Raw genomic sequence first — 25,706 nt, 5'->3', positions numbered from 1 at the left:
CTGCCAGCTTCAGCCTGCTTGAGGATGGCAATGATTTGGCTGTCTGAAAAACGCGATGTCTTCACGCAAAATTTCCTTGATCCGATTAGGAGAAAATTCTACTTCTGATGAGCACTTTTTTCAGGGGGTATTACCCTTGCAGCTCGGCGATTTTCTCGTTGCGTGTTTTTTCGCTGGGGTCAGGCGGGTCGATCTGGTTCCACTGTTTATACATCTGCACTGAGCCAATGATTGGTAAGTCGTATTCGTTGGCCATGTAAAAAATCGCACGAGCAATGTTGCCTTTCGCCTCATCACGCGGTTCAACCAGTTGAAAGGTCGCCTGCATCTGACAGCCGACGTCAGCCAGTTTATTGGCTGCGCTGTCATCCAAATCACCAAACTGGGCGTTGCGCCTTACTAGCTCAGCCCGGGTTAGTGCCGGGTAGAAGTTGTGCAGATCGGCTTTCATGTAAGGGTAGCGTGGGTTGACCACAGTGCACTGGTTGTCAGTGGAGCAGCGCAAGGAACGTTTCAGCTGCTTGTTGCTGTAGATCTGGCTAACCGTAAACAAGCTGCTTTGCTGGCTGAATACCTGGCCGCAATAGAGTGACGCGTCGCCGTCGGCATAAACGGTTGTCCACAGCAGTTGTTCGGCTGCCTTGAAATCCGCAATCTGTTTTTGTCCCCCGGTCGGGCCAGCCAAGCTCGCGTTGCAAGCTAAACAAGACAGAGCGCTTACCATGAGTACTTTGAGATTTTGCATTGGCATGTTGTGTCAGCGTTGTTGTTTTTGTCAGACAAGCTGAAATGTGAGCAAAATCTCACTGAAAAGCAAGCCAACCAAATGCTTGGTTGGGCAAATGTAGGAGAATGCTTACGTGCCGTGTCATGTTTTGCCACTGTTGCCATGATCTGAAAGTGCGTAACTTGTGTGGTGTGGACGTAGCGCAGGAAGCGCGAACTTCTAATCATGGATACGACGGAATGCCTGCCAGGATGGCAAGCAGATCAAGGATGGTCGGCAACAGTCTGCATGAACCTCGCTTTTAAAGCGGGGTTTTCTTTTTTCTGGGGTTTGCTTTTTACAGCCACCCGCTTGCCGAAGTGACTGACCTTAGTAACAGACGCCGCCACAGCACTAATGCAGATTGCTACTGCGACGTCGTCGTGCGGTCTCCCTTTAGGCTTTGTAGTGCTGCTCAACCCATTTAGCGTAGGCGTCGATAAACGTCTGCAAAAATGGTTTGACGCTGTCACTGAGCTGGCCGTTTTCATCGAAGAAATTACCGGCTCCGCCTAAGTAAGCCTCAGGTTGTTGCATGACCGGTACATTGAGAAATACCAGTGACTGACGTAGGTGATGGTTGGCGCCAAAGCCGCCCACCGCACCCGGTGACGCGCTCAGTACGGCGCCAGGCTTATTGCTGAAGGCGCTCTGACCATAAGGGCGTGAGCCAACATCAATGGCGTTCTTCATCGGCGCTGGTACTGAGCGGTTGTACTCGGGCGTGACAAACAGCAGGGCGTCGGCTGCATTCACTTCATTGCGAAATTGGGTGTAGGCATCGGGTGCCGGATCGACATCAATGTCTTCGTTGTACAGCGGTAAAGTGCCAATCTCGACGATCTTCAATTGCAGTGAAGCCGGAGCCAAGTCAGCCAAGGCCAGTGCCAGTTTGCGATTGATAGAGGCTTTGCGCAGGCTGCCGACCAAGACGGCAACGGTGTATTGCTTACTCATAGGTACTCTCTCTGCTGGTAAGGGTAAACATCGTTCTACAGGTGCGGTAAAACTATAGCTACTTAACCTTGACAGTCTTATGCCGCAAAGGTTGATTTCAAGTAAAAGGGTGGCTAAGGCTGAACTGTCGGGGCAATAGCGAGTCAAAATTCGCATACCCAGTACAGGGCAATTCGCAAAGGAGTTTTTCAATGGATCTGATTCGAATTTTGATTGCTATCCTTTTGCCGCCACTTGGCGTCTTTCTGCAGGTCGGCTTGGGTGGCGCTTTCTGGCTGAATATACTGTTGACCATATGTGGTTATATTCCAGGCATCATCCACGCTGTCTGGATCATCGCCAAGCGTTGAGCCCTGTTTCCGCGAGCTCCAGAACCGCACATAATGTGCGGTTTTTTGTGCGTGCATGTTTTATCTCAAAAGTCTTACTTCAAGATAAACACCTTACGAATGCAGTGTTGCTTTAAGGCCCATAGCGCCTTCAGCGAATAGTCGGGCATCCATTAGCTTGGGTTCACGAACGATTGGCATAAATGCCATGCGCTGCAAGATATCGCGCTGCAGATCGACGCCTGGAGCAATCTCAATCAACTCCAAACCTTCTGTTGTCAGTTGGAATACGCAGCGCTCGGTGACATACAGCACCGGTTGTTGACGCTCCGCTGCAAGTTTTCCGGCGAAGGTGCGGTGCTCGACGAGCTCGACAAACTTGCACATGTCGCCGTCCTGCTTGATTTTCAGTTGCCCGTCGACAATCTGGATATCCTGCTTGCCAGCACTGAAGGTGCCGACAAATACCACGCGCTTGGCGTTTTGACTGATATTGATGAAGCCGCCAGCGCCAGCCAGGCGACTGCCAAACTTGGATACATTGAGGTTGCCTTCGGCGTCCGCTTGGGCCAAGCCAAGTACGGCGAGATCAAGCCCGCCGCCGTCGTAAAAGTCGAACTGATACGGCTGGTCGAGCAGCGCGCTGTGATTGCTTGCGGCGCCGAAATCCAGCCCCGAGGCGGGCACGCCGCCGATTACTCCTGGTTCGGCGGTAAGCGTGAGCATATCGATCATGTCTTCTTCGGCCGCGACGGCCGCGACGCCTTCCGGCATGCCGATACCGAGATTAACCACTGCCCCCGGTTTCAGTTCCATGGCGGCACGTCTGGCAATTAGCTTGCGTACCTCCAGCGGCAATGGCGCCAAGCTGTCGAACGGCACGCGGGCTTCAGCGGAAAATGCCGGGTTATAAGCGGTGGCAAAGGTTTGTTGATGGTTTTCCGGCTGTGCAATCACAATGCAATCAACCAAAATCCCCGGAACTTTTACATCACGCGGGTTGAGTGTGCCGCGTTCAACAATGCGTTCGACCTGCGCAATCACCAAGCCGCCGCTGTTATGTGCAGCCATGGCAATAGCCAGACTTTCAATGGTCAGGGCTTCGCGCTCAAAACTGAGATTGCCATCGGTGTCGGCGCTGGTTGCGCGGATGATGCCGACATCAATCGGAAAAGTTGGGTAGAACAAATAGTCCTGGCCATCAATCGGCATTTTGCGCACCAGATCGGTTTGCGTGCGCTGGTTGAGTTTGCCGCCGCCGAAGTCTGGGTCAACAAAGGTGCCGAGGCCGACCGTAGAAAGTTGGCCGGGTTTGCCTGCGGCGATGTCCCGGAATAATTGTGAGATCACCCCTTGCGGCAAGTTGTAGGCTTCGATGAGGTTATCAACAGCCAACTTCTGTAAGCCCGGCACCAAGCCCCAATGCCCTCCGATGACCCGGCGTACAAGGCCTTGATGGGCAAGGTGGTTCAGGCCTCGATGTTTGCCGTCACCTTGGCCTGCCGCATACACCAGCGTCAGATCACGCGGGCTTTGTTCGTTTTGAAAGCGCTGCTCCAGGGCAATGGCGATTTCTTCAGCGAATCCAATGCCGACAAAACCGCCGGTGGCGATGTTGCTGTTATCGGTTATGCGCGCCACGGCTGCGGCTGCGCTCATGACTTTACTCATGGTGAGTACTCAAAAGCTAAGGGGATCGGACACAACGTGAATCAGTCATGCCGGGCCGGGTTGGCCCGACATGGTTGTGGTTTAAAAACTGCCGAACATAGTGCCGAGGGTGATCACCACCGCCAGCGCAAGCATCGGAAAGGCCACTGTGTTGACGAAGATGAACTTGTACGACTCGCGGTGCGTGAGCTTACAGATCGCCAGCAAAGAGATAACCGCACCGTTATGTGGCAGGGTGTCCATGCAACCAGAGGCCATGGCGGCGACGCGGTGTAAAAGTTCTGGGCTGATACCGGCGGCGGTTGCCAGCGTCATATATTGCTCACCGAGGGTTTTCAGGGCGATCGACATACCGCCCGATGCGGAACCGGTAATGCCTGCGAGAATATTCACCGCCACCGCTTCAGATATCAGCGGGTTGTCGGAGACGCCGAGGACCAGATCGCGGATCACCACAAAGCCGGCGAGGGACGCGATAACCGTGCCGTAACCGACTTCCGCTGCGGTGTTCAGGATCGGCAACATGGAGCCAAACGAGCCCTCGTTGACGGTTTTCTTCAGGTCCATCCAGCGCTTCCAGTGCAACACGATCAGCAGCAAAACGGCGACCGCCAAGGCCACAATAATTGCCCAGATACCAATCAAGGATTTAGCGTCAGACAAACCACCAAACTCAGGTTTGGCCAGGTAGCTGGCATCGATGTTCGGCAGAACTTGCTTGGCCATTAAGAAGTTCAAGCCAATCACCAGCAGGATAGGGAACAGTGCCAACCAGAAGCCCGGCGTGTAGGCGTGTTTTTCCAGAATTGGATCATCCTGATGTTCGCCGTAGCCTTCACCTGCTGTTTTGAGCTTGCGCGCTTGGGCGGTCAGCCACCATGTGCCCAAGCCAAACATAATGGCGCCCGCAATAACCCCAAGGCCCGGCGCAGCAAAGGCGTCGGTGCCGAAGAACGGGTTGGGAATGGCGTTCTGGATCGCCGGGGTACCCGGCAGCGCAGTCATGGTGAAGGTAAATGAACCCAGGGCAATGGCCCCCGGAATCAAACGCTTGGGAATACCGGCTTCGCGAAACAGCGCCGCGCCAATTGGATACACCGCAAATGCCACCACGAACAGCGAGACACCGCCGTAAGTGAGAATGCCGCAGGCCAGGACAATCGCCAAAATTGCGCGCTCGCTGCCGACTTTAGCGACGATGCCGTGAGCAATTGCGCGGGCAGAGCCGGAGTCATCCATCAACTTGCCAAATAACGCCCCGAGCAAGAATAGCGGGAAGAACTGAATAACATAGCCGCCCATGGCCTTCATGAACACTTGCGTGTAAGTCGGCAGGAGCATGCTGGCTTCGCCGGAAAACAGCAGTGCTAACAGGGCAAGCAGCGGAGCGAGGATCAGCACGTTGATGCCGCGATATGCGAGGTACATCAACAGTGCGAGTGAAATCAGAATACCGAGGGTACCCATAGACCATTCCTTTTTGTTGTTGTTTTAGGCACCACTCTATTCGGTGGGCCAATCAAGGTCTGCGCCACACAAGCAGGCATGCACAAACCCTGCGCTTGCTAGAGCGAAAGTTGTGCCAAGCTGTTTTCCGACTTTAGTTGTACTAAGGCTGAACGCCTCAAGAACGGGGTTTTCAGGGCATTTAAACCATGCTGGGCAGAGTCATGGGTGCAGCGATATAGGCATTAGGAGTGTCTATATAATTGGACATGTCTTGAATGCTGGAGCGCTTAACGAGGTATGTGTCCATATTTTTGGACATTGGCGTGCTCGCCTACTGAGTTTGGCTAGCGCTCAACCATGCCGTGTTGTTGCAGCTTGTTGTACAGGCTGGCGCGGGATATGCCCAAGTGAATTGCCGTCTGCCTGCGGTTGCCCGAGCAGGCGTGTAAGGCGGCTTGCAATGCTTGGCGTTCGGCTTGCGCTAGGCTGTGTGCAAGCGGTGTCGGCTGGTCTTGGCTGGGCTGGGGCAATCGGGCTGACTCATTGGCAGGAGCAGCGCTGCTGATCCCCGATGAACTGAGCAGGGGTTGAATCAATTCAGCATCGAGTACCGTGCCTTCTGCGGCCAGTTGCACGCGCTCAAGCAAGTTGCGCAACTCGCGCACGTTGCCTGACCATGCTTGTCGGGTCAGCAATTGCAAGGCTTCGTCAGTCAGCTCCATTGGCGCTTGGTCTGAGCGATTGGCGATGTCATCCAGCAGGTGCTCGACAAGTGCTGGAATATCTTCGCGACGCTCACGCAGCGGCGCTACATTCAAGCTCAGGACATTGAGGCGGTAATACAGGTCGTCACGAAACAGGCCGTTGGCGACTTTGCCTTCGAGGTCGATATGGGTTGCCGCGATTACCCGCACATTCAATGGCTTTACCTGATTCGAGCCCAGCGGTTCGACTTCCTGTTCCTGCAATACGCGCAGCAATTTTGCCTGCAAGGGCAGGGGAAGATCGCCAATTTCATCGAGAAACAACGTACCGCCATCGGCCAATTCAAACTTGCCAATACGCGCTTTGCGATCAGCGCCGGTGTAAGCGCCGGGAGCCGTGCCGAATAATTCTGCCTCGACCAAGGTTTCCGGAATTGCCGCGACATTGACCGCAACAAAGGCGCCGTTGGCCCGTGGCGAGAGGTTATGGATGCCTTGGGCGAGCAGTTCCTTGCCGGTGCCGGTTTCGCCACGGAGCAACACAGTTGCATCCAGTTGAGCGGCGCGTCGGGCTTGGCGTTTGACTTCACTGGCAGCATGGCTTGCGCCAATAAAACCGGCAATTGTGTAGCGCGCACGCCGGGCCTTGGCCAGCTCATTCTGAGTGGCAAGCAACTGATTCTGCAGAATGTTGTATTTGGCCATCAACGGTTGTAGATGCCGGGCGCGGTCAAACAGGACGAAACCCAAGGCGCCGACCAATGTGCCGTCTTCATCGCAGAGTGGGATTCGGGTAACCACAAAATGCTCATCGCCGAAGGCCATCAGATCAAGCATGCTCGGCTGACCGCTTTCGACCACTTCACGCAGTCTGCTGGCGGGCAAAACCTCTTCAATTTCTTTGCCCAATACACTACGCGCATCACTGATGCCCACCTTCTGCGCGTACTTATCGTTTATCCACACAATCCGCGCCTGGCGATTGACTGCGATGGTGCCCTCGCACTCTGCATTGAGGTGGTCAAACAATAACGGCATGGCCACGGCGCGAAAGCGTTCGGGTGAGACGCCGATGATCAAGCCATCTTGGTCGAGGTCTTCGCGGGAAATAGTCATCGCCAGCAGCATCCTGATAAAACAATCAGGTGATTATGGGCAGGCCCGCGTCTGGTTGTCCAAAGCATGCGCATCATGCCTTTTGATAATGGCGCTTTGTGCAGGCATTTGAGATAGTTAGCTGGCTATGCGCTAGCCGCTAGCTGGCCACTCGCGACTCACAAGGTTAAATGAGTGGTTTCAACGCATAAATGCGTGCACTTTGTGCCAACCCGGCACACTCAGGCGACCTATCCGCTCGCCGCTGGATCTGCCGAACGCAGTTATCAATACTGTGTATTGAGCTTCGAGCCATAAATAATAAAACGATATCGATCCACATCAAGGATGCCCGATGAAATTTTCCCGTTGCTTTACGCTGCTGGCGACTGCCGCTGCTTTGTCTGTTGCGATGACTGCTCAGGCTCGCGAATACTCTGTCTCAACCGTTCTCTCAGACGCTTTCCCTTGGGGGCAAGCTGCGCAGAAGTGGGCGGATTTGGTAAAAGAGCGCTCAGAAGGGCGCATCACCCTGCGGGTTTATCCGAATGCTCAACTGGTTGCTGGTGACCAGACCAAAGAGTTTTCGGCCATGCGCTCCGGGTTGATTGATATGGCTGTCGGCTCGACCATTAACTGGTCGCCACAAGTGCCTGAGCTCAACCTGTTTTCTGTACCCTTCCTGATGAAAGACAACGCTGACCTAGACGCAATCACTCAGGGTGAGGCGGGCAAGATGGCGTTCAGCGCGATCGAGAAGCGCGGCATCATGCCGTTGGCTTGGGGTGAAAACGGCTTTCGTGAACTGTCCAACTCGGTCAAGCCACTGCGCGCTCCGGCAGATCTCACCGGTCTGAAAATCCGTGTGGTGGGCTCGCCGTTGTTCCAGGATACCTTCACTGCGCTGGGCGCTAATCCAACGCAAATGAGTTGGTCTGATGCCAAACCTGCGTTAACCACCGGCGCGGTCGATGGCCAGGAAAACCCGATCTCGGTATTCGATGTGGCGCGGGTCGATCAGGTCGGTCAAAAGTACCTGACGTTGTGGCACTACATGGCTGACCCACTGATTTTTGCGGTCAACCAGCGTGTCTGGAAAACCCTGCCAGAGGCCGACCGTGAACTGCTGCGCCAAGCTGCACTGGACGCTGGTAAGTGGGAAATCGAGTTGTCGCGTGGCCAGCAAGAACAACGATTGGCCGACATCCGTTCGCGAGGCGTTGAAGTCGTTGAGTTGAGCGATGCTGAGCGCAGCGCTTTCGTTGAGGCAACGCAAAGCGTTAAGCAAAACTGGGCGCCGAAAATCGGCCCAGAGTTGATGAAAGCTGCCGAAGACGCCATTGCTAAACCCTGATCCCGTGTGACCCGCAGGCCTTCAAACTTGCGGGTATGTTTGAGGTTTTTATGAATAAACAACCGGACGCACGCATCGAGCGTGCGCTGGCGACGCTGGCGCTGGTAATCATCAGTTTGATCAGCCTGGCTAACGTGGTGGTGCGTTATTTCACCAATGCATCCTTTGCATTCACTGAAGAGTTTTCAGTGTTTTTGCTGGTGATCCTGACCTTTGCCGGCGCATCTGCAGCGCTGCGGCGTAATCGGCATATTCGCATTGGTATGCTTGAGCGCATGTTCCCGCGTCTGCGCACGCCACTGATCTTTGTGCAGTGGCTGGCGGCGATGACGGTTCTGGGTTTGATCGTCTGGTACGGCGGTCAATTCGCGCTTGAGGAATACCAATGGGACTCTGAATCACCAGGCTTGGGCCTGCCCAATTGGTGGTATGTGGTCTGGCTGCCAGTGTTGGCGCTGTTTATGGTGTTTCGACTCACCCAAATGAGCCTTGATCGACTGCGCGGGAGACTCAGCGATGAGCCCTGATATGTGGTTGATTGTGAGCTTTATCGCCTTGCTGGTGCTCGGCGTCCCGGTTGCATTTGCCTTGGGGCTTTCCGGCGCCATTGGCATTATTGTCGGCTTGTCGCCAGATATGCTGGCAACCTTGGGCACCAACACCTACAACGGTGTTGCTAAATACCCGTTGATTGCGATTCCGTTGTTTATCCTCACCGGTTTGGTGTTCGAGAAAGCGGGTGTGGCCTTGCGTTTGGTGCGTTTTGCCCAAGCGCTGATCGGGCCTCGGCATGGCGGCTTGGCGCTGGTCGCGATTCTTGTTTGTTTGATCATGGGCGGCATGAGCGGTTCGGGTCCGGCGGATGCTGCTGCGGTTGCGATGGTGATGTTGCCGAGCATGACCAAGGCTGGTTATCCGAAACCCTTCTCGGCGACGCTGATTGCGGCGTCCGCCTCGACTGCAATTTTGATCCCGCCTTCGATTGCCTTGATTCTTTATTCAATCGTGGTGCCAGGTGTTGATCTGCGCGCGCTGTTCGCAGCGGGTCTGTTTCCGGGAATCATCGCAGGCTTGGTGTTGCTGCTGCCTGCATGGCTGCTGTCGCGCCATTACGGTTGGGAGTCGCCTGATAGCGCAGAGCGTCCACCGGTGTGGGCGAGTTTCAAGCAAGCGCTGCCCGCTTTGTTTGCCCCGGTTATTATTCTCGGCGGTCTGCGCAGCGGCTTGTTTACTCCAACAGAAGCTGCCGTTGTTGGTGTGGCCTATGGCGTGGCGATTGGCCTGTTTATAACCCGTGACCTCGACTTGCGCAGTTTGTGGAAGCTCTGTGGCGAAGCGGCGATGATCTCGGGTGTTGTGATGTTGATTATCGCCCTGGCTGGGATATTCGCATGGGCCGGGACCATGCTCGGCACATTCCGCCATTTGGCTGAGTGGCTGATCTCGCTATCGGACAACAGCACGGTGTTGCTGATACTGGTGATGGTTGCAGTATTGCTCGCAGGGATGTTGCTTGATGCGATATCGATCTACTTGATCCTGATGCCAATCCTGATTCCAGTCATGCAGCATTTTGGTTGGAATCCGGTGTGGTTCGGTATTTTGTTAGCGATGAATATTGCGATCGGTCAGTTCACCCCACCCGTTGCAATCAACCTGATGGTGACGGCCGAAGTTGCCAAGATACGTCTTGAGCAAACGGTAGGCTGGGCACTGTTATTCGTGTTGGTGATGGGCAGCGCGCTGGTGTTGGTCGCCGTATTCCCAGAAATTGCACTATGGTTACCACGTGTACTTGGCTATGCGGTTTAAATTGCAATGATCGACTGACGCGCCGCAGCGCTTTGCAAGCGCGGCGCCAGACGCATCGGCAACAGCCGGGGCCGAACAGACGAACTGCATATAAAAGCTGTCCGCACTGAAGTGATTTTCAGTGCTGATCGCTCTGCGGCCTGTGTAGTTCTGCTCTTGGGTGGCAATTAAAGATTTATTTCTGATAGTGGCAATTGATCACTATGGCGCTATCGTAGTGCTATACATTGATCAAATTCACCCAAGCGGTCAGGATAAAAAATGTCACTGTTGCGCCCCCAGCAACGCATAAATGACGAGCTAATTGCTTCGGGAATCGAAGACGCTAGCAAGCGTAAGATGATGCGCGTCATTCTGGTCGCGACTGGGATTACGCTCAGTGGCTTTGCGCTTCTGCAATTCATCTCTGGCAATCACCTGTTCGCCCTGTTCGAAGCCTGCGCATCGGTGCTGCTGGTGCTTGGTGGCTGGCGTATCATTTATGTACGCCAGCTAACCCCGTGGGTTTACCTTTACGTACTGCCGACCTCATGTTTCTTGGTCTACATCATTATCATGCCGCAAGCCTCGGCGACGGCGTTTGTGTGGATCTACATGATCCCATTGCTCAGTTATCTACTGCTGGGGCGAGCTAGGGGATTTTTGGTTTCGGTGCCTTTTATGCTGGTGTCGGCGCTGTTGTTCTTTCAACAACACCGCTACACGCTTGATGCCAGCGGTTTGATTGATCTCGGCAACGCAATACTCTGTGGCCTGCTGACCATTGCCTTTGTGCACATCTATGAAACCTTGCGCGCACAAGCCTATCGACAGCTTGAACGATTGGCGCAGACGGATGCATTGACCGGTGTCGATAGCCGAGGCTGCTTTCAGCAAGCATTGGAGCGCAGTATTCACGAAGCAGAGCGTAGCAATCTGGCCATTGTCCTGGTGATCTTGGATGTTGATCACTTCAAGCAGGTCAATGATGAATGGGGGCATGTTGCCGGTGATATGGCTTTGCAGCACCTGTGCTCATCTATTTTAGAGCGCTTGCGAGTCACTGACAGCATGGGGCGTCTAGGCGGCGAGGAGTTTGGTTTGCTGCTGCGAAATACCGACCTCAAGGGTGCCAAACCCTTGATCGAAGATTTGCGCAAGCAGCTTGCCAGTTCGCCTTTGCAATACGGCAACCAGCAGATTCAACTCTCGGCAACCTTTGGCGTGGCTGAATGGCCAAGCGATGGGCGCAGTGTTGACGAGCTTTATCGTTGCGCTGACCGGCGTTTGTATTACGGCAAACAACAGGGGCGCAACCAGTTGGTCACTGCGGACGGGGCTGGGGGGCAAGCTGACTTAGTCAGCAGTGCAAACGTCTAGCGAATCCATGGGGCAATAGCGCGTCGGAACTATTCAGTGTCCGGCGCAAGGCTAAACACCAGTGCCTTCAAGCCACTGTCGGGGTTGATGTCGGCGAACTCCGGCGGGTTTTCCAGGCGTTGCTCGAAGCGCAGGCTCGGCGCATCGTTGGCCATGCCGTCAATCAAAAACTGCGGCCCCACATCCGGATCATTGACACATGCCAGCACCACGCCTTGCGCTGTCAGCAGTGCTGGCAGACGGCGGATGATTCGCTGGTAATCCTTGCTCAAGGCAAAGCTGCCTTTCTGAAACGATGGCGGATCGATAATGATCAAGTCATATGGGCCGAGCTTGCTGACTTTGCCCCATGACTTGAACAACTCATGCCCCAAGAAACTGACTCGGCTCATGTCGTGCTGGTTCAAACGGTGGTTATCACGACCACGACTCAAGGCCGCACGTGCCATATCCAGATTAACCACATGCTCAGCCCCGCCAGCGATCGCAGCCAGGGAAAAACCGCAGGTGTAGGCAAACAGGTTCAGCACCCGTTTGCCTTGTGCATGCTCGCGCACCCACTGGCGGCCAAAACGCATGTCGAGAAACAAGCCGTTGTTTTGCTTTTTGCCCAGATCGAGCAGGTAGTTCAAGCCGTCTTCCTTGATAACGCATTCATCCACCATCTCGCCATGCAGTACTTCCATGGTGCTGTCTGGCAAGTAGCGGTGCTGCAGTAACAAACTGTGGGCCTGGCTGGCCTGCCATGACGTCGATCGGGTCAGCGTTACCAGCATCTGCTTGAGTGCTTCGAGTTCAGCCGCTTGAGGTTCGCGAAACAGCGACACCAACAACACTCCTTGCAGCCAGTCGACGGTGACGTGCTCAAGCCCAGCCCATAGGCGTCCACGTCCATGAAACAGCCGCCGCGTTTCGGCAGGCACAATGTTCAGGGCTTCGGTCAGGTGGTTGTTGAGAGTGGTTAGCGCGGCAGAGTTCATAAATCATCACGGTCTGAAAGATCCACGCCATTTTAAAGGCAAGCGCATAAACGGGTTGGAAAATTTCAGCAGGTCACGGCAATGCCTTGATGCGACCTGCTGAGGCGCTTCAATGGCCGATTAGTGAGTCAAAGCCTGACGTCAAATGCCAATTTAATGTCATCAAATGACAATTAACACAATGCGGGGGAGTGAGATTATTTAGATCAAATAAAAAATAAATCCCTAAGAGGGAGATCCATACCATGAGCAATTGCCTGATTGCACTGTCGCTTGTTGCCGTACTTGTGAGCAGCGTCTGGGTTTTTAAAGCAGAAGTCCAAGCTGAGAAACCTGTTACTTATAGCGTTAGCATCGCTGATGTCCTAAGCAACCACTGATGCCTCTACTTGTGTGAGGTATTACAGGCGATACGACATTCGTTGTGAACTTCGTTTGTATCCTAGCGCGATCGCGCCGCAGATTTATCTGCATCTCCAATGCACCTTCACCTGACATTTCTGCACGGCACAAAGCCTGCTGCACTCACCTACAAAGCAGGTGTGCGTTTTCCTTGCGTGCCAAAGATTGAGTTGTTTATAACTCGCCCTGGCGTAGCTGCTTGCGTCGCTCTTTGGGCGACTTCGCATGCCAGCGCTTGCAGGAGCGATTGAACGAGCTTTGCTCTGCGTAACCGAGTAAACCGGCCACTTGAGCCATCGGCATATGGGCTTCAATTAGGTAGCGGTCCGCTAATTCCATTCGTGTTCGGTCAACCAGGTCTTCGAACAATATGGCGCGTTCTGACAAGCGACGTTGCAGCGAGCGTTCGCGCATTCCGAGTCGTTCCGCAATCAATGGCAGGCTGCAGCGCTGTGTTGGCAGTAAACGCAGGATCAGTTGCTCAACTTGATTGCAGATGTCCAAATGGTTGGCATCGCTGATTGCACTGACGTAATCGATAAGCGTGTCGTGTAATTCTTGATTATGTTGATCAATTGCTTTGCTTAAATGTTCAGGCCGCAGAACCAGCGCGTTACAGGCTTGACCAAAGTAGGCGTGCGCGCCAAAGAAGCGTTGATAGCGTGCTTGCGGCAAGTCTGTGGTGGTGCGCAGCATGACTGAGTCGGCGCGGAAGTTACTGCCAAAAAGCATTTGCAGGGTCTTGTGTGCGATGCAAAGGGCCAGTTCGGTTATTTGCCTAAGTCGATTCAGCCCGGGTACGTGGACTTCGAGTAGCAGTTGAGGGTGTGCTGGGTCGGTTTTGATGTCGAGCTCAAGCAAAATCCCCGGGGTGTAGATATGCAGGAATTTTGCGATCTCTTGCAGGGCGCCGCCTACAGTAGATGAGTTCTGGGCGATCACTGCCAGCGGCCCAAGAATCATCATGTTTTGTCTTTCGGCAAGCTGGAGGCCGAAATCTGCACATTGCAATTGCTCCGCCGAGTACTCCAGAAGGTTGACCATGGCGCGATAAGAAATTACCGCCGAGCTGCTGTTGAGCAATTGCGGGTCGATATTGAAGTGTTTGAGCATTTGATCGGGGTCGCCTCCAAGCTCTCTAATGAGTTGGGGGTAGCCAGTGAGCGATGTGGTTCTTATTAGTGCAGTCATTGGTTCAATGGCTAATTTCTGTCAGTAACTGCTAGTTACTATGGGCCTTGGCGGCCGGTAGCGCCACTCGATTACCGCGCGGCTGTAGATATCAATGCCGATGCTTTTGTTTGCCAAATCAAAAGTTGGGCGAGAGCTTGAGGTTGGTTTTATGGCTGACAGATGCTTGGGAAAGCAATATTTTTACGGCTTGCCTCGAGGGTGTTGTCGGGGTTTCTAAGACTGATTTCTATAAGTGATGCGTAGACAAAAAGCGCGGTCAGTGCTTGTCGGGCGTTTTCATGACGCCGCCGCTAACGTCATACGCAGGCTTATTCACTTGGGATACAGCAAAACGAAATTAAGGCGAAAAGCCAATCCTTCAGGTCCAGCCTCGGTACTTTCTGCCCAATAGCGCAGGCCTGCACCGTACTGAATCATTTGCCCAGCAATTTTGCTGACCTTGTTAATTTGAAAATTGATGGGGATGGCACCTTCGTTACCTTTCCAATCGTACGTGGCTTCCGAGTTGACGCCATAGGTCACGCCATTAGGTGTCCCATACGAGAGGAAGGGTTGTAGAAAAGTGCTGCTCACATCGGCGCGGTCATCTTCGCCCGCAATACTGGAGATATGGTTGGTCAGCGCGCCGTAAGTCCAGGGGCCTGACTGTTTTAGCGCCACTGCGGTTGGCCCAATGCCCCATTTATCAGCCGTGAGCAAGTCATCGGAACCTGTGGGCAAGAGAAACGCCGGGCCAACACCCCAGATCCAGCCGTTGGATGTTGGCGCCTTGGGTGAGAGGAACAGGCTTTGTAACACATCGCCAGTGCCGCTTTGATTACCAGTCCCGGGGGCGATATCGGTTTGGTCGATTATCGGCAAAATAGTTCGGGAAATAAGGTTCCAGTTTTCGCTGATATCCATCGGGATGACCGGTTGGATATTCAAGGTGTGGCGGCTGCCTTTATCATCTGGCCCGATGTTTTCATCGTAGTTGTATTGGAAGGGCACGCTGATCAATGCCGCGACAGGGTTAGCCAGTTGTTTGGCCAGTTCTGCACTGCTTTTTTCCGCCGCGTAAGCGCTACTGCCGAGCGTCATAACCGATGACATTACCAAGAGGCTTGCCGGTGCGATTTTTTTGTCCATCTACTGCATTCCCTGTACGCCATTGAATTGAGTGCATGCACTTAGGCAGGCATGGATTCAAGCATAGACCGGCTAACTAGACCGACGCGGTAAATATGAGGGAGGTCTGGCTCCTGGCAGCTCGCACGCATGTGCAACGCTATACATTGGCTGAAGCCACGAAACGCCTGGCAAAGACTACATTCAACAGGCGTTTTCAGGTGGCGTTTTGCGCAGCTCAGAATTTGGTGAAACTCGGCACCGGGCTGCTGATGTAGCGGACATCTTCCGCGCCCGGCTGCTGTTTAATCGCTTGGTCAACCCAAGCTTTGATCAGGCCTGCGTCCATCATGTTGATGTACTCGCCTTCTTCACTGAAATTAACGTTTGCGCCGAAAACAATCATGAATGTGTCTGTGTCTTAATAGCTCAACTACAGTGGTTTGATGGCGGGCCACAACGTTGTGGCTGTCCGTATGATGGAGAGTCAGTAATGCGCGTTGCAGCCAACCTGTGGATAGCTGTTTGTTGCTGTGTTCTGTGGTCGAGTTGGTTAAATGTGGCGTCTGCTGCTGACACGGCAATGATTGCCGAGGGCGTGCCAGCAGAGTTGAAAATTGCTAACAGAAGCATTGTCGTATTGCGTGCAACACTGCTCAGCGAGTCACCGGAGCAGCGTGTCAGTCGTGCGCGGGCGATTATTGATGAGACGCTGGAGAGCAATGAAACCTTAGCGGTCAGGGTTGACCCTGTGCTGAAAAGCTACGTCGTCCTGCTGGGGCAGCGGCGTGCGTTTATTGTGTCACCCGGCGATGTCGACACTGCGGATGGCTCTGCCCGTGACACCGCCGAGATAGCTGCCGAAAACCTGCGCATCGTAGTTGCCGAGACGCAGCAGACACGCAATCTGCACTTTATGCTCATGGCCGCAGGCTTCAGCCTAGTTGCCACACTGATCTATTTTGTCTTGTTGCGTGGCGTGAACTGGGTTCGGCGCAAGCTGCTCAGCCAGTTGCCGCGACTCATGCAGCGTCATATCAGTGCGCTTAAAGTCGGTCACACGCCGCTGATTGATATCAAGAACATTTATTACGTGGTCGACCGCCTGTTGTGGCTGTTGTATTGGGCGTTGGTGTTCTTGTTCAGTTATCAGTGGCTGGGCTTTGTGCTTTCGCGGTTCCCGTATACACGGCCGTGGGGCGAGAGCCTTAATGTTTACCTGCTGAACATGGCCGGTTATCTGCTTGAGGGTGTGATCAGTGCGTTGCCTGGGTTGGCGGTTGCCGTTGCCATTTTCTTTATGGCGCGCGGCATCATTGGTTTTACCCGTAGCCTGCTGATGCGCATGGCACGTCCAGGCACTATCACTTGGCTGAGTGGTGAAACGCTGCAGCCAACGATGCGCCTGACATCTATTGCGATCTGGCTGTTTGCCCTGGCCATGGCTTATCCATATTTGCCGGGCGCAGGCACTGATGCATTCAAAGGCTTATCGGTGTTGGTCGGTTTGATGATCTCCCTCGGCGCATCAAGCGTGGTAGGCCAAGCCGCAGCGGGGCTGATTCTGACGTATTCGCGGACCTTGCGTCCGGGTGAGTTCGTCAATGTTGGCGGGCACGAAGGCACGGTTACCGAGTTGGGCATGTTCACCACGACCATCCGTACAGGGCTGGGCGAGGTGCTGACTATTCCTAATGCGATGATCACTGGCGGCGTGACCAAGAACTACTCGCGCACAGTCAATGGCAGCGGCTATGTGGTCGACACTGTAGTCACCATCGGCTATGACACGCCGTGGCGCCAAGTCGAAGCCATGCTGCTTGAAGCTGCTAAGCGCACCGACGGGATCATCGACGAGCCTGCGCCGCATGTGTTCCAGACTGCGCTTTCAGACTTCTATCCAGAGTATCGCCTGGTCGCCCAGGCCATACCCAGTGAGCCACGCCCGCGGGCGGAATTGCTCAGCGTGTTGCATGCCAATATTCAGGATGTCTTCAACGAGTACGGCGTAGCCATTATGTCGCCGCATTATCTAAGCGACCCGCAAGACGCCAAACTGGTCCCGCGTGAAAACTGGTATGCAGCGCCTGCGCAAAAGCCTAATACGGCATTGGGTGATGGCCGAGGAAGCGACAGTGCGGAGCCCGCGTAACAGCTTGGCAGTTTGCCGGGAAAAGTCGCTTGGAGAAGGGCGAGGACAAGTGACTTCAGTGCCGTCGCCGGACGCCTAGCGCTGCAGCTGCTGTGAAACGATCTGCGCAATAAAAAAGGGGCAGAAATTAATCTGCCCCTTTTTTGCTGTTTTCGCAGCGGGGTTTGCCCGAGGACTAAGCTGCTAAAGCTTTAGATACGGAACTGACCAACCAGTGAACCCAAACGATCACCAAGGCCTGCCAAGTTGCGTGCAGTATGTGCGCCCTGCTGGGTTTCGTCCGCCACGCTGTCGACTGCCACGGCAATCTTATGCACGCTACGGTTGATCTCTTCAGCCACTGCGGTTTGCTCTTCTGCTGCGCTGGCAATCTGCGCGTTCATCGCATTGATGGTGCCGATCAGCTGCGCAATTGCGTCGAGCGAAGTGCCCGCATGGTTGGCTTGCTCGCGGGTTACATCACCGGCATCGCTTGAGCGCTGCATCGAGGTGACCGCATCCTGCGTGCCCTTCTGCAAGCGATCGATCATGCCTTGAATCTCTTGAGTGCTCTGCTGAGTGCGGCTGGCCAGCGCGCGAACTTCATCGGCGACGACGGCAAATCCGCGACCGGCTTCACCGGCACGAGCGGCTTCAATCGCGGCATTGAGCGCGAGCAGGTTGGTCTGTTCAGCGATTGAGCGAATCACATCAAGCACGCTGACAATCGAGGTCACATCCTTTTGCAGGGTATCAAGCGATACACCGCTGTCGCGAATATCCTGCACCAGGGTGTGGATACGCTCGATACTGCCGTCGACCACTTTCTTCGCAGCCTGGCCTTCGGTGTCAGTCTTCTGCGCAGCTTCTGCGGCACCTTGGGCACTTTGCGCAACTTCTTGCGCCGCTGCCGACATCTCATTGATCGCCGTGGCAACCTGATCGGTCTCGTGACGCTGGCGCTCCATGGCCTCTTCCGAGCGCTGGGCTTGTGCCGATACCTGGCCGACCAATTCGGTCAGTTGGCCAGTCACGTCAACCATCTGGCTGACCATGCCATGGATCTTCTCGACAAAACGGTTGAACGAACCCGCCAGTTGGCCCAGCTCGTCGTCGCCATTAATGGGCAGGCGACGGGTTAGGTCACCTTCACCGGCGGCGATGTCATCAAGGTTGTCTTTGATCTGCTGCAGAGGGCGCAGGAAGGTGTTGCTCAACAGCACACCGGCAATGCCGAATACCACCAACAACACAATCGCGACCACCACGATGCTGCTGATGATGGTGCTGATGCGCTGATCAATCGCAACCTGCACCTTGGCGATTTGCGCCTCGACGCCGTCCAGGTTAATTGCCGTGCCCAGCGCCATATCCCACTTTGGCAGGTAATAGCTGTAAGCCATTTTCGGCACCATCACCGAATCATCAGTCGGCAGTGGCGAGCTGTAATTGACGTAGTAGGTATTGTCCTTGGCGACACGTACCAACTCGCGGTTGATGTACACGCCGTTGGAATCGCGACGGTCGCTCAGATTCTTGCCGACATCCACTGGGCTGTCGCCGCGGAACAGGCGCACCACATTGGAGTCATGGCCGAAAAAATAGCCGTCTTTGCCGTACTTGATCTTCGACAGAATGGCGATGGCTTGCTCGCGGCTGGCCATATCGCCCGGCGCGGCGTTGTCATACAGGGCCTGCACCGAGCCTAGTGCGATTTGCGAGTAATGCTGCAATTCATTGCGGCTTTCCTGCAGCAGGCGCTCGCGTGTTTCCTTGAGTTCTTGGGTGGCCAGGCCCTGCAACACCCACGCGGCAGCCCCGCTGATGACCAAGGCAAACAGCAGGACAGGTATCAGTGCCAGCAGCACCACTTTGGTTTTCAGTTTAAGCAGCATTCGGTTAGTCCTCGTACAGCGCTAAAGGCAGATTACTAGCGCGTCGAATACCTTATCGGTCACTTGGCTGAAAAATTGAGCGGAAAACTCCTACGCAGGGCAGAAAACCATAACCGCCGCAATTTGCTTGGGCAACTGCAAGGACTTGCTAGGTATTGACCCATTCGGCATAGCTTGGCGGGATTAACCTAACCGTCAGCCACATGCCCATGTATACGATTAGAGCATCCAGCCCGAGGTTAAGGCGGGCGAGGGGAAGGCCAGAGTCCGCGAGAAGAAAGGCGGCAGACAGATTTATCAGGTGGGTGTGATTGCCGCACCTGATAAATCTGTCCCTTGGCGGTTGCCTAGACGAATGCCTGTTTGGCAGCGCCACGTGGCAAACGGTTACGCCCCGGCATTTGCTCTAGCTTCTGATGCCATGCACTGCGCACACTCTGGCTCGCTTTAGGCGCTGAGACTACAGGCGCAGCCTTCGCGGCTTTGGCCGCAGCGCGCAATTCGGCAAGGCTTGGTGAGCGATTGACAACGGTTGGCGCGGCTTCTTTCTCGATGGTGCGCAAGCAAAGCTTGCATGAAACCTGCGCCTTTTCCTCAGTGCTGCTAAGGCTTGCGCCAGTGCGGCCGCAAGCAACGGCATCAGGGGTTGGCGAGTAGTGAATAGCCAAGTGTACATCTCCAGCTTTTTAACAAAGCCGACGATTTTACCTATCAACTACCGGCCCTGTCCTTGGAAATTACAACGTACGAGCTAGGACGCTTGCGTTGGGTCAATGGATGGTGATTTGTCGGACGCGGGATGTTGGTTGAGTATTCAAAATGATTTGAGAGTGTGTGTTTGATAGTTGAAGTTCTTTAGATCAGCCAGTAAGTCATGGTCTTGCCACAATGTTCGGGCAGAAAAAAGCCGCGCAGTGCGCGGCTTTGGAGTTGGTGGGCCCACACGGACTCGAACCGTGGACCAAAGGATTATGAGTTGCCTAGAAACGCTGCAAGCCTAGTGAAGTCGTGCGTAGCTTGGCGCAGGTACAGTTAGCTGAAAGTAGCGTGGTAGATGGGGTTTAGCGTAATTAAGCGAAACCTGGAAAAGCTGGGCACTGTACCGTCAGCGTACTGTTATCTGTACCTCGATGCAGTCATAATTTTGCCGCCTCATGCTGTGAATAGCCGCTCTTGAACCACGGCCACCCTTTAGGAAAAATTATTTTTAGACCACGGTAAACTATCCGTAAACCGTGGCCCGTTTCTATTTTATTTAGTACTGCACCAATAAATATTAATTCATAGCTATAAGTGAAGCTCGTCAGAGTCAAATGTCAGATACTATAATGCAGCGTTTTGCTTCTATATCGCTGGAGAATTTTTTATATTTCCCTTCTTGAATGCTACTGTCAACGTACTGCACTCTTACTATCTGATTTCGGCCAATTTTGCTCTCTGCGCGAAATGGTTGTTTTTCATTTGAGTTAGTTGCCTGATAAAAGTCATCGTTGATCATGCTTCTAAAGCCTTGATCAAGTGACTCTGCAAACTCATCTGGGAAATTAATTAGCGAAAAATCTTTCACGTTGCGAATGCTGGAAATGTACGGCATAAGCGAGTCAGGTAGGCTCTCTCCATTGCCAGTCATTCTCTTGAATATAAGCCGCAAAAATATTAGTAGCAAAGCTCCGGAGTCAATAGTCTCTTTTGATAAGGTGTTGGTGTTTGAAGTATATTCAAAAGCTTGTTCAGCCAATTTCAACAACTCTGAGCAGTCGTTAATTTTTTTCTCGCTAAGAAACTCGTGAAATATATCATGCACGACTCGGAAATCGGAGTTAATGAGTAAGCACTCATCTGGGCGTAAATATAAGTCGAGATATCTATCGAACAAATCAAGTTTGCTTACGCCGTCTTCATCCGGGCGAATGAGAATTCCCAAGGTTATCACTTGCTTCAGCCCGTCTCGAGGTGCATTGCTACAGAGCAAGGCAAGTTTAGAGAAGCTAGGAATTAACTGGTAGTCATGTTCGGTTACGGAGGCAGTAATACTTGCGGTGATTATGTCGAAAGAGTTAATGCTGTTATTTTTTTCGATTGAGCATATGTATTCGAAAAGTGATTTTGCTTCTTCAAAATGCTCAGACTTAACAAGTTTGTGTATCAATGAAGAGCATTCGCTCACGCCAAATTTTAACTGATTTGTAATATCACTTCCGGAAAGAGATAATCGAGAATCAATTATATTTCTAGCGCACTTTATATAGAATGAGGCCTGTTTGGAAATGTCGGTTTCATAAGAGGCGCGTTCATAGAGTAAAGTACTTTTCACATCAACATCGCTAGCTTCTAGCGCGTGGTCTAAATGTTTCTTGCTCAAATCAAACTGGTTGGTAATGCTGTAGTATCTACTGAGTTGGTAGTGTGCTGTATATAGAATTACATTGTCCGATGCTATTCGTCCTGATGTTTGAGGTGCTACCGAAGATATTGCTTTTCCTAGTAGGTTTTCGATTTCAGGGTTAGTTTTAACGGTACTCTGATCATTTTGACTTTCTCTGGCAAGCCAAATGCTCGCTAGGTTGACACACGCCTCTGAATAGAATGGAACCTTCTTTCCTTCTAAATTCGAGTCTAAAATTTCTCTGAACTGCAACGAAGCATCGGTGAACCTATCTGAAAACATATAGCAGATACCGGACCAATGCCGCTTAGCATTAAGTAGAGCTTGATTGTTAACTCCGTCTGTAATGCAGCTTTCATATTCGTCTATGGCTGAATTTATATCATTAGTTTGTATGAGGCAAAATCCGATATTCAGCTTGGCTGCTAGCTCCTCCTCGGCACTGTCAGCTTGCAAAAGAGACTCTTTGAATAAAGTAATAGCCTCGTCATATCGTTTCAATTTTATTTTCTCGTTAGCTCTTTCGTCAAGAGTAAGTAACTCGCTCTCAATGTCAGATACCCATTTTTCAGACAACGATTCAGACATTATTCTGTTTTTAAAAAAAACTTCTCCGCTCTCTTGCTTAGGAGTGCTGATCCCTGAAAGGTAAAGTCTGTCTTTGACTTTGTCTGATAGTGCCGAGCTTTTTCCATAGTGAATGGCTATAACTGCATTTCTAAGTTCTTTGTCAAGCTGGACTCTAGTTCGTATATGGTCAAATGGCGGTAGGTCGTGGTTCTTTAAATAAAGCCCACTTACTAGTCTATCAATAGCACCATGATCAAGAGTGGACGCTTCATCAAGCAGGTTTTCAGCTGCTGAGCAGAGATCCCATGTAACTCTAGGGTTGCCGGAAGTCCAATAGTAAATTCGCTCAATTACTTCGTCGGGAAAATTTAAGTCGCATTGGGATAGAAATTTCTTTGTTTCTGAGAGAGTAAAGTCATCCAGATATATTTTTTCCCCTATATTGAAAGGCGAAATCGCTTTGTTTTTAATTAGTTCCGCAGGGTCGGCGACGCCAGAAAGTACATAAGTTAGTCTTTTGAATTGAGGGTAATTTGTCCTGCCGGAAAAATAAATACTACGTATTAGGGAGAAAACATTATCGGAATAGTCAACATTTGTCAGTGCATCTATTTCATCCAGGCAAATTATAAGCTTCCCCGAAAGATGATCCAGAATAGTTTTTAATTCTAGTTCGTGTTCTTTGTGCGGCTGCAGGTTAACTGTCCCTTTTCGGGCTACGCCAATTTTCTCCAAAAGCGGGCCAGTTAAGTCTTCCTTGGCCAGTACAGTGGTATCTATGATATTTCGAAAAAATGAGCGCAAGTCGGAAAAGCAATTAGAGACATCAAGATAAGAGAAGCAGTTATCCTTGGAGTCAAGTTCACGCTTTGCATTGAGTAGTAGGTTGGTCTTTCCCATTTGTCGCGAAACCAAAACATATCCGGGGCGCCCCATATCTTCGATTATTTGGTTCAGCTGAAGGTCGGCGTGCCTAATCACATATAGTTCTTTCGGCACTACTGCAAAGGGTTTGATTTTTTTTGAAGACATTTAGTTTCCCCTTAAAATTGGAAGCCCTGAGCTGACATTCTTAGCAGTTCATCATTGCTCTTATGGGGGTGTGAGATTTTTGTTTTAAAAAATGTTTTTAAAAATCTAGGCGAGCCATGTGCGCTGTCGATCAAAGTGCTAGGTAAGTCGTCTTTTGTTATCGAGCTTAGATTTGAAATAATAAGACCTACTAAGGAGTCAAGCTCTTCAGTTGTCCATTTTGAGCACTCTATAAAGCGCATGTAGCCGTTTAGTTTGGCAGGGTTCTTACTGAGGTTTATGTCGGGGGCACCTAATGAAGAAATAATAACTCGGAAAGAGTTTGCCCGTGCTAGCTGTTTTATTGATGTAAGTAAGTCCTCGATAAGCCTTACAAGTTCTGTTTCCGCCATTTCCTGTCCATCTACATTAGGGACTTCATCGATATAAACAAATAGATACTTGCTTGTATTGACTCCCTCAGAAATCATTCTGGTGAGATTGCCAAAATTCCTTTCGGGAATAGTTTCGTAACTACTCTCTGATAAGTGAATGGTTTCAATCATTTCCGAGATGAATGAGTCTCTGTAGCTTTCTCCGACGCACTGTGAGAAGCACATCTCTACAGCTTGCGACCCTGCTTTGCTTAACAGTCGTTTTATTATTGATGTTTTGCCAGCCCCAGAAGGGCCGTGAATCCAAAAGCTGGAAAAATTGAAATCAGAGCTAACTTGATCGTCGATACTTCTCTTCAAGTAGTAAGGTTCACAGCTTTCATCGTAAATATCGAAAAGAGGCCCTTGAGCAAATAAATCGGGATTTGTTAATTTTCTAGTAGGTTTAGGAGTAATTGTAGGGTTGCCAGCTTTTGGGAAAAATGTATTGTTTAAGAAGTCAACCAGCAAGGCGTGGCTCTGATGGTTCATGCTGGGGGGCTTAACAATTGAAGAATGACTTGCTCTTGGTATTATTTTTTTATCTGAAAAATATCTAGAAGCGGAGTTGTCCAGAACTATCGGTTCAAAGCCTGGAAGCCATCGAAAGTGTAGAAAGCCGACATGCTCTACACCTTCTATCCCAAAGAAAGTGTCATGCGGCCTGTCGGTGATGAATTTTTTAAAGCGCCCGTCCAGGTCGGTTAAAAGCTCGCTATTCATCCTTAGTTGGAGGCCTGTGCGATTCTTATAAAACTTGGCGATTTTCAAAAACCTATCTGCGTAATCAGAGCCTATAGATGGAGAGGCCATTAAGACTAGGCCAATTTTGTGGTCGCGAAATCTTTCTCTGTGACATTCAAGCATGTACCTTACTACGATGCCTCCGAGACTGTGACAAATAAATACAATCTTCTTGAAGTTTATTGGTGCGATTTCGCCATGTTGACTCTCTCGCCTCAGCGCATCAAATAACTCTCCCGAACATTCGCGAACGCCATAAGCACCTGAGTCGGCGTCAGTAAAGTAACCGCCGAGAAATATAGAAACTTTTGGTATGCGGCTATCTTTGGTAATTAAGTCTGGCCAGAAAATATTACTCGTTGTATTTGTCCAGCAGCTCTTAGAGTTTGAAAAAAACCCATGTACAAACACAAATACTGTGTCTGTAGTATTGTCAAATAGATGCCAGGTATTATTTTCTATCATTTAAGTTTGCCATGTGACAGAAGCAAAAGGAGCAGGGCAATAATTTTCAATTGTTACCTGCATTTCAAAGAGGCTGCATGGTTCGGCACTTGGGGAACTTCAAGCAGCCCCAAAATTTCTGCCCAGCTTTCGGGCCTGAGTTCACTGTGCGGATCAGCAGAGCGCTGCCGCATTGAGGGCATTGCCGCTCGGCTGTCGGATCGCTCCGGCGTTTGAGGTTTTGCACGTGCTCGCGGTGGGTGGCGAGCGTCGGGGCGCGGCGGCCGGTTTGAAGGGCGTGCAGCATGGCGTCGACTTCAGCCTCGCTGAATACCGGCTGTTGGAATGACTTGATATAGCGGACAAAGCCGATGCCCTGGGTCACGTTGGCTGGCACTTCGGTTTTAAAGGTGCTGCCGCCGACAAAGGTGATGAGCGAGTGCAGGTGCTCGGGGTTAACGCCAAGGGTGGCTTCCAGGGCCTTGAGGTGCTTGTAGTTCTGCCGCAGCGGGTTCTGGAATTTGAAGGTGCGTTTGTAGAGCTTCTGCGTCCACTGCGCCTGCTTCTCGCTGCCGAAGATCCAGCCGCTCATGTTCTTCGTTTCCAGTACGAAGATGCCGTAGGGCGAGAGAAACACGTGATCAATCTGAGTGGTGCCGTGTGGCGTGTTCAGAGTGACGTTGTGCAGGCGGCGGTAGGTCTGCTTATCCAGTTGCCAATGAGCGAACAGCCGCACCAGAAGCTCGCCAATATGACCTTTGGCCCAGGGCGACTTGAGAAGACCGATCAGCAGCATCAGCGGGATAAACCAGCCCAGCGTGCCCCAGACCTGGGTGATGATGGGGGTGAAGTGCATTTCCTGTCCTTGGTAATCCTGAGTTAACCGGATAGTACCGAAAGTAGGCGTAACTG

Annotated in this window: 20 protein-coding genes; 6 read left to right on the top strand and 14 right to left on the bottom strand. The window is 52.0% G+C overall.

What is annotated here, in order from left to right; all coding sequences use genetic code 11:
- Positions 1–130: 130 nt before the first annotated feature.
- Both ACN0UH_RS16965 and ACN0UH_RS16960 read right to left on the bottom strand, forming a co-directional pair.
- Positions 131–751, bottom strand: a complete 621-nt coding sequence (locus tag ACN0UH_RS16965) for an endonuclease (protein ID WP_417663163.1) — start codon at positions 749–751, stop codon at positions 131–133.
- 411 nt (positions 752–1,162) lie between these two features.
- Entirely contained in the window at positions 1,163–1,723 is a 561-nt protein-coding gene (locus ACN0UH_RS16960; RefSeq protein WP_417663162.1) for an NADPH-dependent FMN reductase, read from the bottom strand.
- Positions 1,724–1,914: 191 nt separating this feature from the next.
- Here ACN0UH_RS16960 and ACN0UH_RS16955 point away from each other — a divergent pair, with 191 nt between their 5' ends.
- Entirely contained in the window at positions 1,915–2,073 is a 159-nt protein-coding gene (locus ACN0UH_RS16955) for a YqaE/Pmp3 family membrane protein (protein WP_417663161.1), read from the top strand.
- A 93-nt stretch (positions 2,074–2,166) separates the two neighbouring features.
- On the opposite strand, the gene ACN0UH_RS16950 is transcribed toward ACN0UH_RS16955, so the two are convergent.
- The 3 genes from ACN0UH_RS16950 to ACN0UH_RS16940 form a co-directional block, all read right to left on the bottom strand.
- Positions 2,167–3,723 (bottom strand): acyl CoA:acetate/3-ketoacid CoA transferase, encoded by a 1,557-nt coding sequence (locus ACN0UH_RS16950; RefSeq protein ID WP_417663160.1) that lies wholly within the window; start codon positions 3,721–3,723, stop codon positions 2,167–2,169.
- 81 nt (positions 3,724–3,804) lie between these two features.
- Entirely contained in the window at positions 3,805–5,190 is a 1,386-nt protein-coding gene (locus tag ACN0UH_RS16945) for a GntP family permease (protein WP_417663159.1), read from the bottom strand.
- 326 nt (positions 5,191–5,516) lie between these two features.
- The gene (locus ACN0UH_RS16940) at positions 5,517–6,992 is read right to left on the bottom strand and encodes a sigma-54 interaction domain-containing protein (protein WP_417663158.1); all 1,476 of its coding nucleotides are present in this window, start codon (positions 6,990–6,992) and stop codon (positions 5,517–5,519) included.
- Positions 6,993–7,326: 334 nt separating this feature from the next.
- Here ACN0UH_RS16940 and ACN0UH_RS16935 point away from each other — a divergent pair, with 334 nt between their 5' ends.
- The 4 genes from ACN0UH_RS16935 to ACN0UH_RS16920 all read left to right on the top strand — a co-directional run bounded on the left by ACN0UH_RS16935 (position 7,327) and on the right by ACN0UH_RS16920 (position 11,496).
- Positions 7,327–8,325, top strand: coding sequence for a DctP family TRAP transporter solute-binding subunit (locus ACN0UH_RS16935; protein ID WP_417663157.1), 999 nt, complete (start codon positions 7,327–7,329; stop codon positions 8,323–8,325).
- 50 nt (positions 8,326–8,375) lie between these two features.
- Positions 8,376–8,852 carry a TRAP transporter small permease gene (locus ACN0UH_RS16930; RefSeq protein WP_417663156.1) on the top strand — a complete coding sequence of 159 codons (477 nt, stop codon included), beginning with the start codon at positions 8,376–8,378 and terminating at the stop codon, positions 8,850–8,852.
- Entirely contained in the window at positions 8,842–10,137 is a 1,296-nt protein-coding gene (locus tag ACN0UH_RS16925; RefSeq protein WP_417663155.1) for a TRAP transporter large permease, read from the top strand. The genes ACN0UH_RS16930 and ACN0UH_RS16925 overlap by 11 nt, the downstream gene beginning before the upstream one ends.
- A 261-nt stretch (positions 10,138–10,398) precedes the next feature.
- On the top strand, positions 10,399–11,496 hold the full coding sequence (locus tag ACN0UH_RS16920; RefSeq protein ID WP_417663154.1) for a GGDEF domain-containing protein: 1,098 nt from the start codon (positions 10,399–10,401) through the stop codon (positions 11,494–11,496).
- Between the two features lie 29 nt (positions 11,497–11,525).
- On the opposite strand, the gene ACN0UH_RS16915 is transcribed toward ACN0UH_RS16920, so the two are convergent.
- From ACN0UH_RS16915 to ACN0UH_RS16900, 4 genes are all read right to left on the bottom strand, one after another.
- Positions 11,526–12,476 (bottom strand): class I SAM-dependent methyltransferase, encoded by a 951-nt coding sequence (locus ACN0UH_RS16915; protein WP_417663153.1) that lies wholly within the window; start codon positions 12,474–12,476, stop codon positions 11,526–11,528.
- Between the two features lie 576 nt (positions 12,477–13,052).
- A complete protein-coding gene (locus tag ACN0UH_RS16910) occupies positions 13,053–14,069 on the bottom strand; it encodes an AraC family transcriptional regulator (protein ID WP_417663152.1) in 1,017 nt (338 codons plus the stop codon).
- A gap of 315 nt (positions 14,070–14,384) precedes the next feature.
- Positions 14,385–15,200: a transporter gene (locus ACN0UH_RS16905; protein ID WP_417663151.1), complete on the bottom strand. Its 816-nt coding sequence runs from the start codon at positions 15,198–15,200 to the stop codon at positions 14,385–14,387.
- A 217-nt stretch (positions 15,201–15,417) separates the two neighbouring features.
- Complete coding sequence (locus ACN0UH_RS16900; RefSeq protein ID WP_417663150.1) at positions 15,418–15,585, bottom strand: hypothetical protein; 168 nt, start codon at positions 15,583–15,585, stop codon at positions 15,418–15,420.
- Between the two features lie 87 nt (positions 15,586–15,672).
- On the opposite strand from ACN0UH_RS16900, the gene ACN0UH_RS16895 reads away from it, so the two are divergent.
- The gene (locus ACN0UH_RS16895; RefSeq protein WP_417663149.1) at positions 15,673–17,331 is read left to right on the top strand and encodes a mechanosensitive ion channel family protein; all 1,659 of its coding nucleotides are present in this window, start codon (positions 15,673–15,675) and stop codon (positions 17,329–17,331) included.
- 191 nt (positions 17,332–17,522) lie between these two features.
- Here the strand turns inward: ACN0UH_RS16895 and ACN0UH_RS16890 are convergent, their stop codons facing one another.
- The 5 genes from ACN0UH_RS16890 to ACN0UH_RS16870 form a co-directional block, all read right to left on the bottom strand.
- The gene (locus ACN0UH_RS16890) at positions 17,523–19,205 is read right to left on the bottom strand and encodes a methyl-accepting chemotaxis protein (RefSeq protein ID WP_417663148.1); all 1,683 of its coding nucleotides are present in this window, start codon (positions 19,203–19,205) and stop codon (positions 17,523–17,525) included.
- A 347-nt stretch (positions 19,206–19,552) separates the two neighbouring features.
- The gene (locus ACN0UH_RS16885; protein WP_417663147.1) at positions 19,553–19,873 is read right to left on the bottom strand and encodes a hypothetical protein; all 321 of its coding nucleotides are present in this window, start codon (positions 19,871–19,873) and stop codon (positions 19,553–19,555) included.
- A gap of 641 nt (positions 19,874–20,514) precedes the next feature.
- On the bottom strand, positions 20,515–23,193 hold the full coding sequence (locus ACN0UH_RS16880; protein WP_417663146.1) for an AAA-like domain-containing protein: 2,679 nt from the start codon (positions 23,191–23,193) through the stop codon (positions 20,515–20,517).
- Positions 23,194–23,204: 11 nt separating this feature from the next.
- Positions 23,205–24,815 carry an AAA family ATPase gene (locus tag ACN0UH_RS16875; RefSeq protein ID WP_417663145.1) on the bottom strand — a complete coding sequence of 537 codons (1,611 nt, stop codon included), beginning with the start codon at positions 24,813–24,815 and terminating at the stop codon, positions 23,205–23,207.
- 64 nt (positions 24,816–24,879) lie between these two features.
- Positions 24,880–25,650 (bottom strand): NERD domain-containing protein, encoded by a 771-nt coding sequence (locus ACN0UH_RS16870; RefSeq protein WP_417663144.1) that lies wholly within the window; start codon positions 25,648–25,650, stop codon positions 24,880–24,882.
- Positions 25,651–25,706 lie beyond the last annotated feature (56 nt).

The sequence above is a fragment of the Pseudomonas sp. genome, assembly GCF_048265905.1.
Taxonomy (GTDB): Bacteria; Pseudomonadota; Gammaproteobacteria; order Pseudomonadales; family Pseudomonadaceae; genus Aquipseudomonas.
The sequence above is the reverse complement of the archived record's forward strand: the minus strand, read 5'-3'. Positions and strand labels throughout refer to the sequence as shown.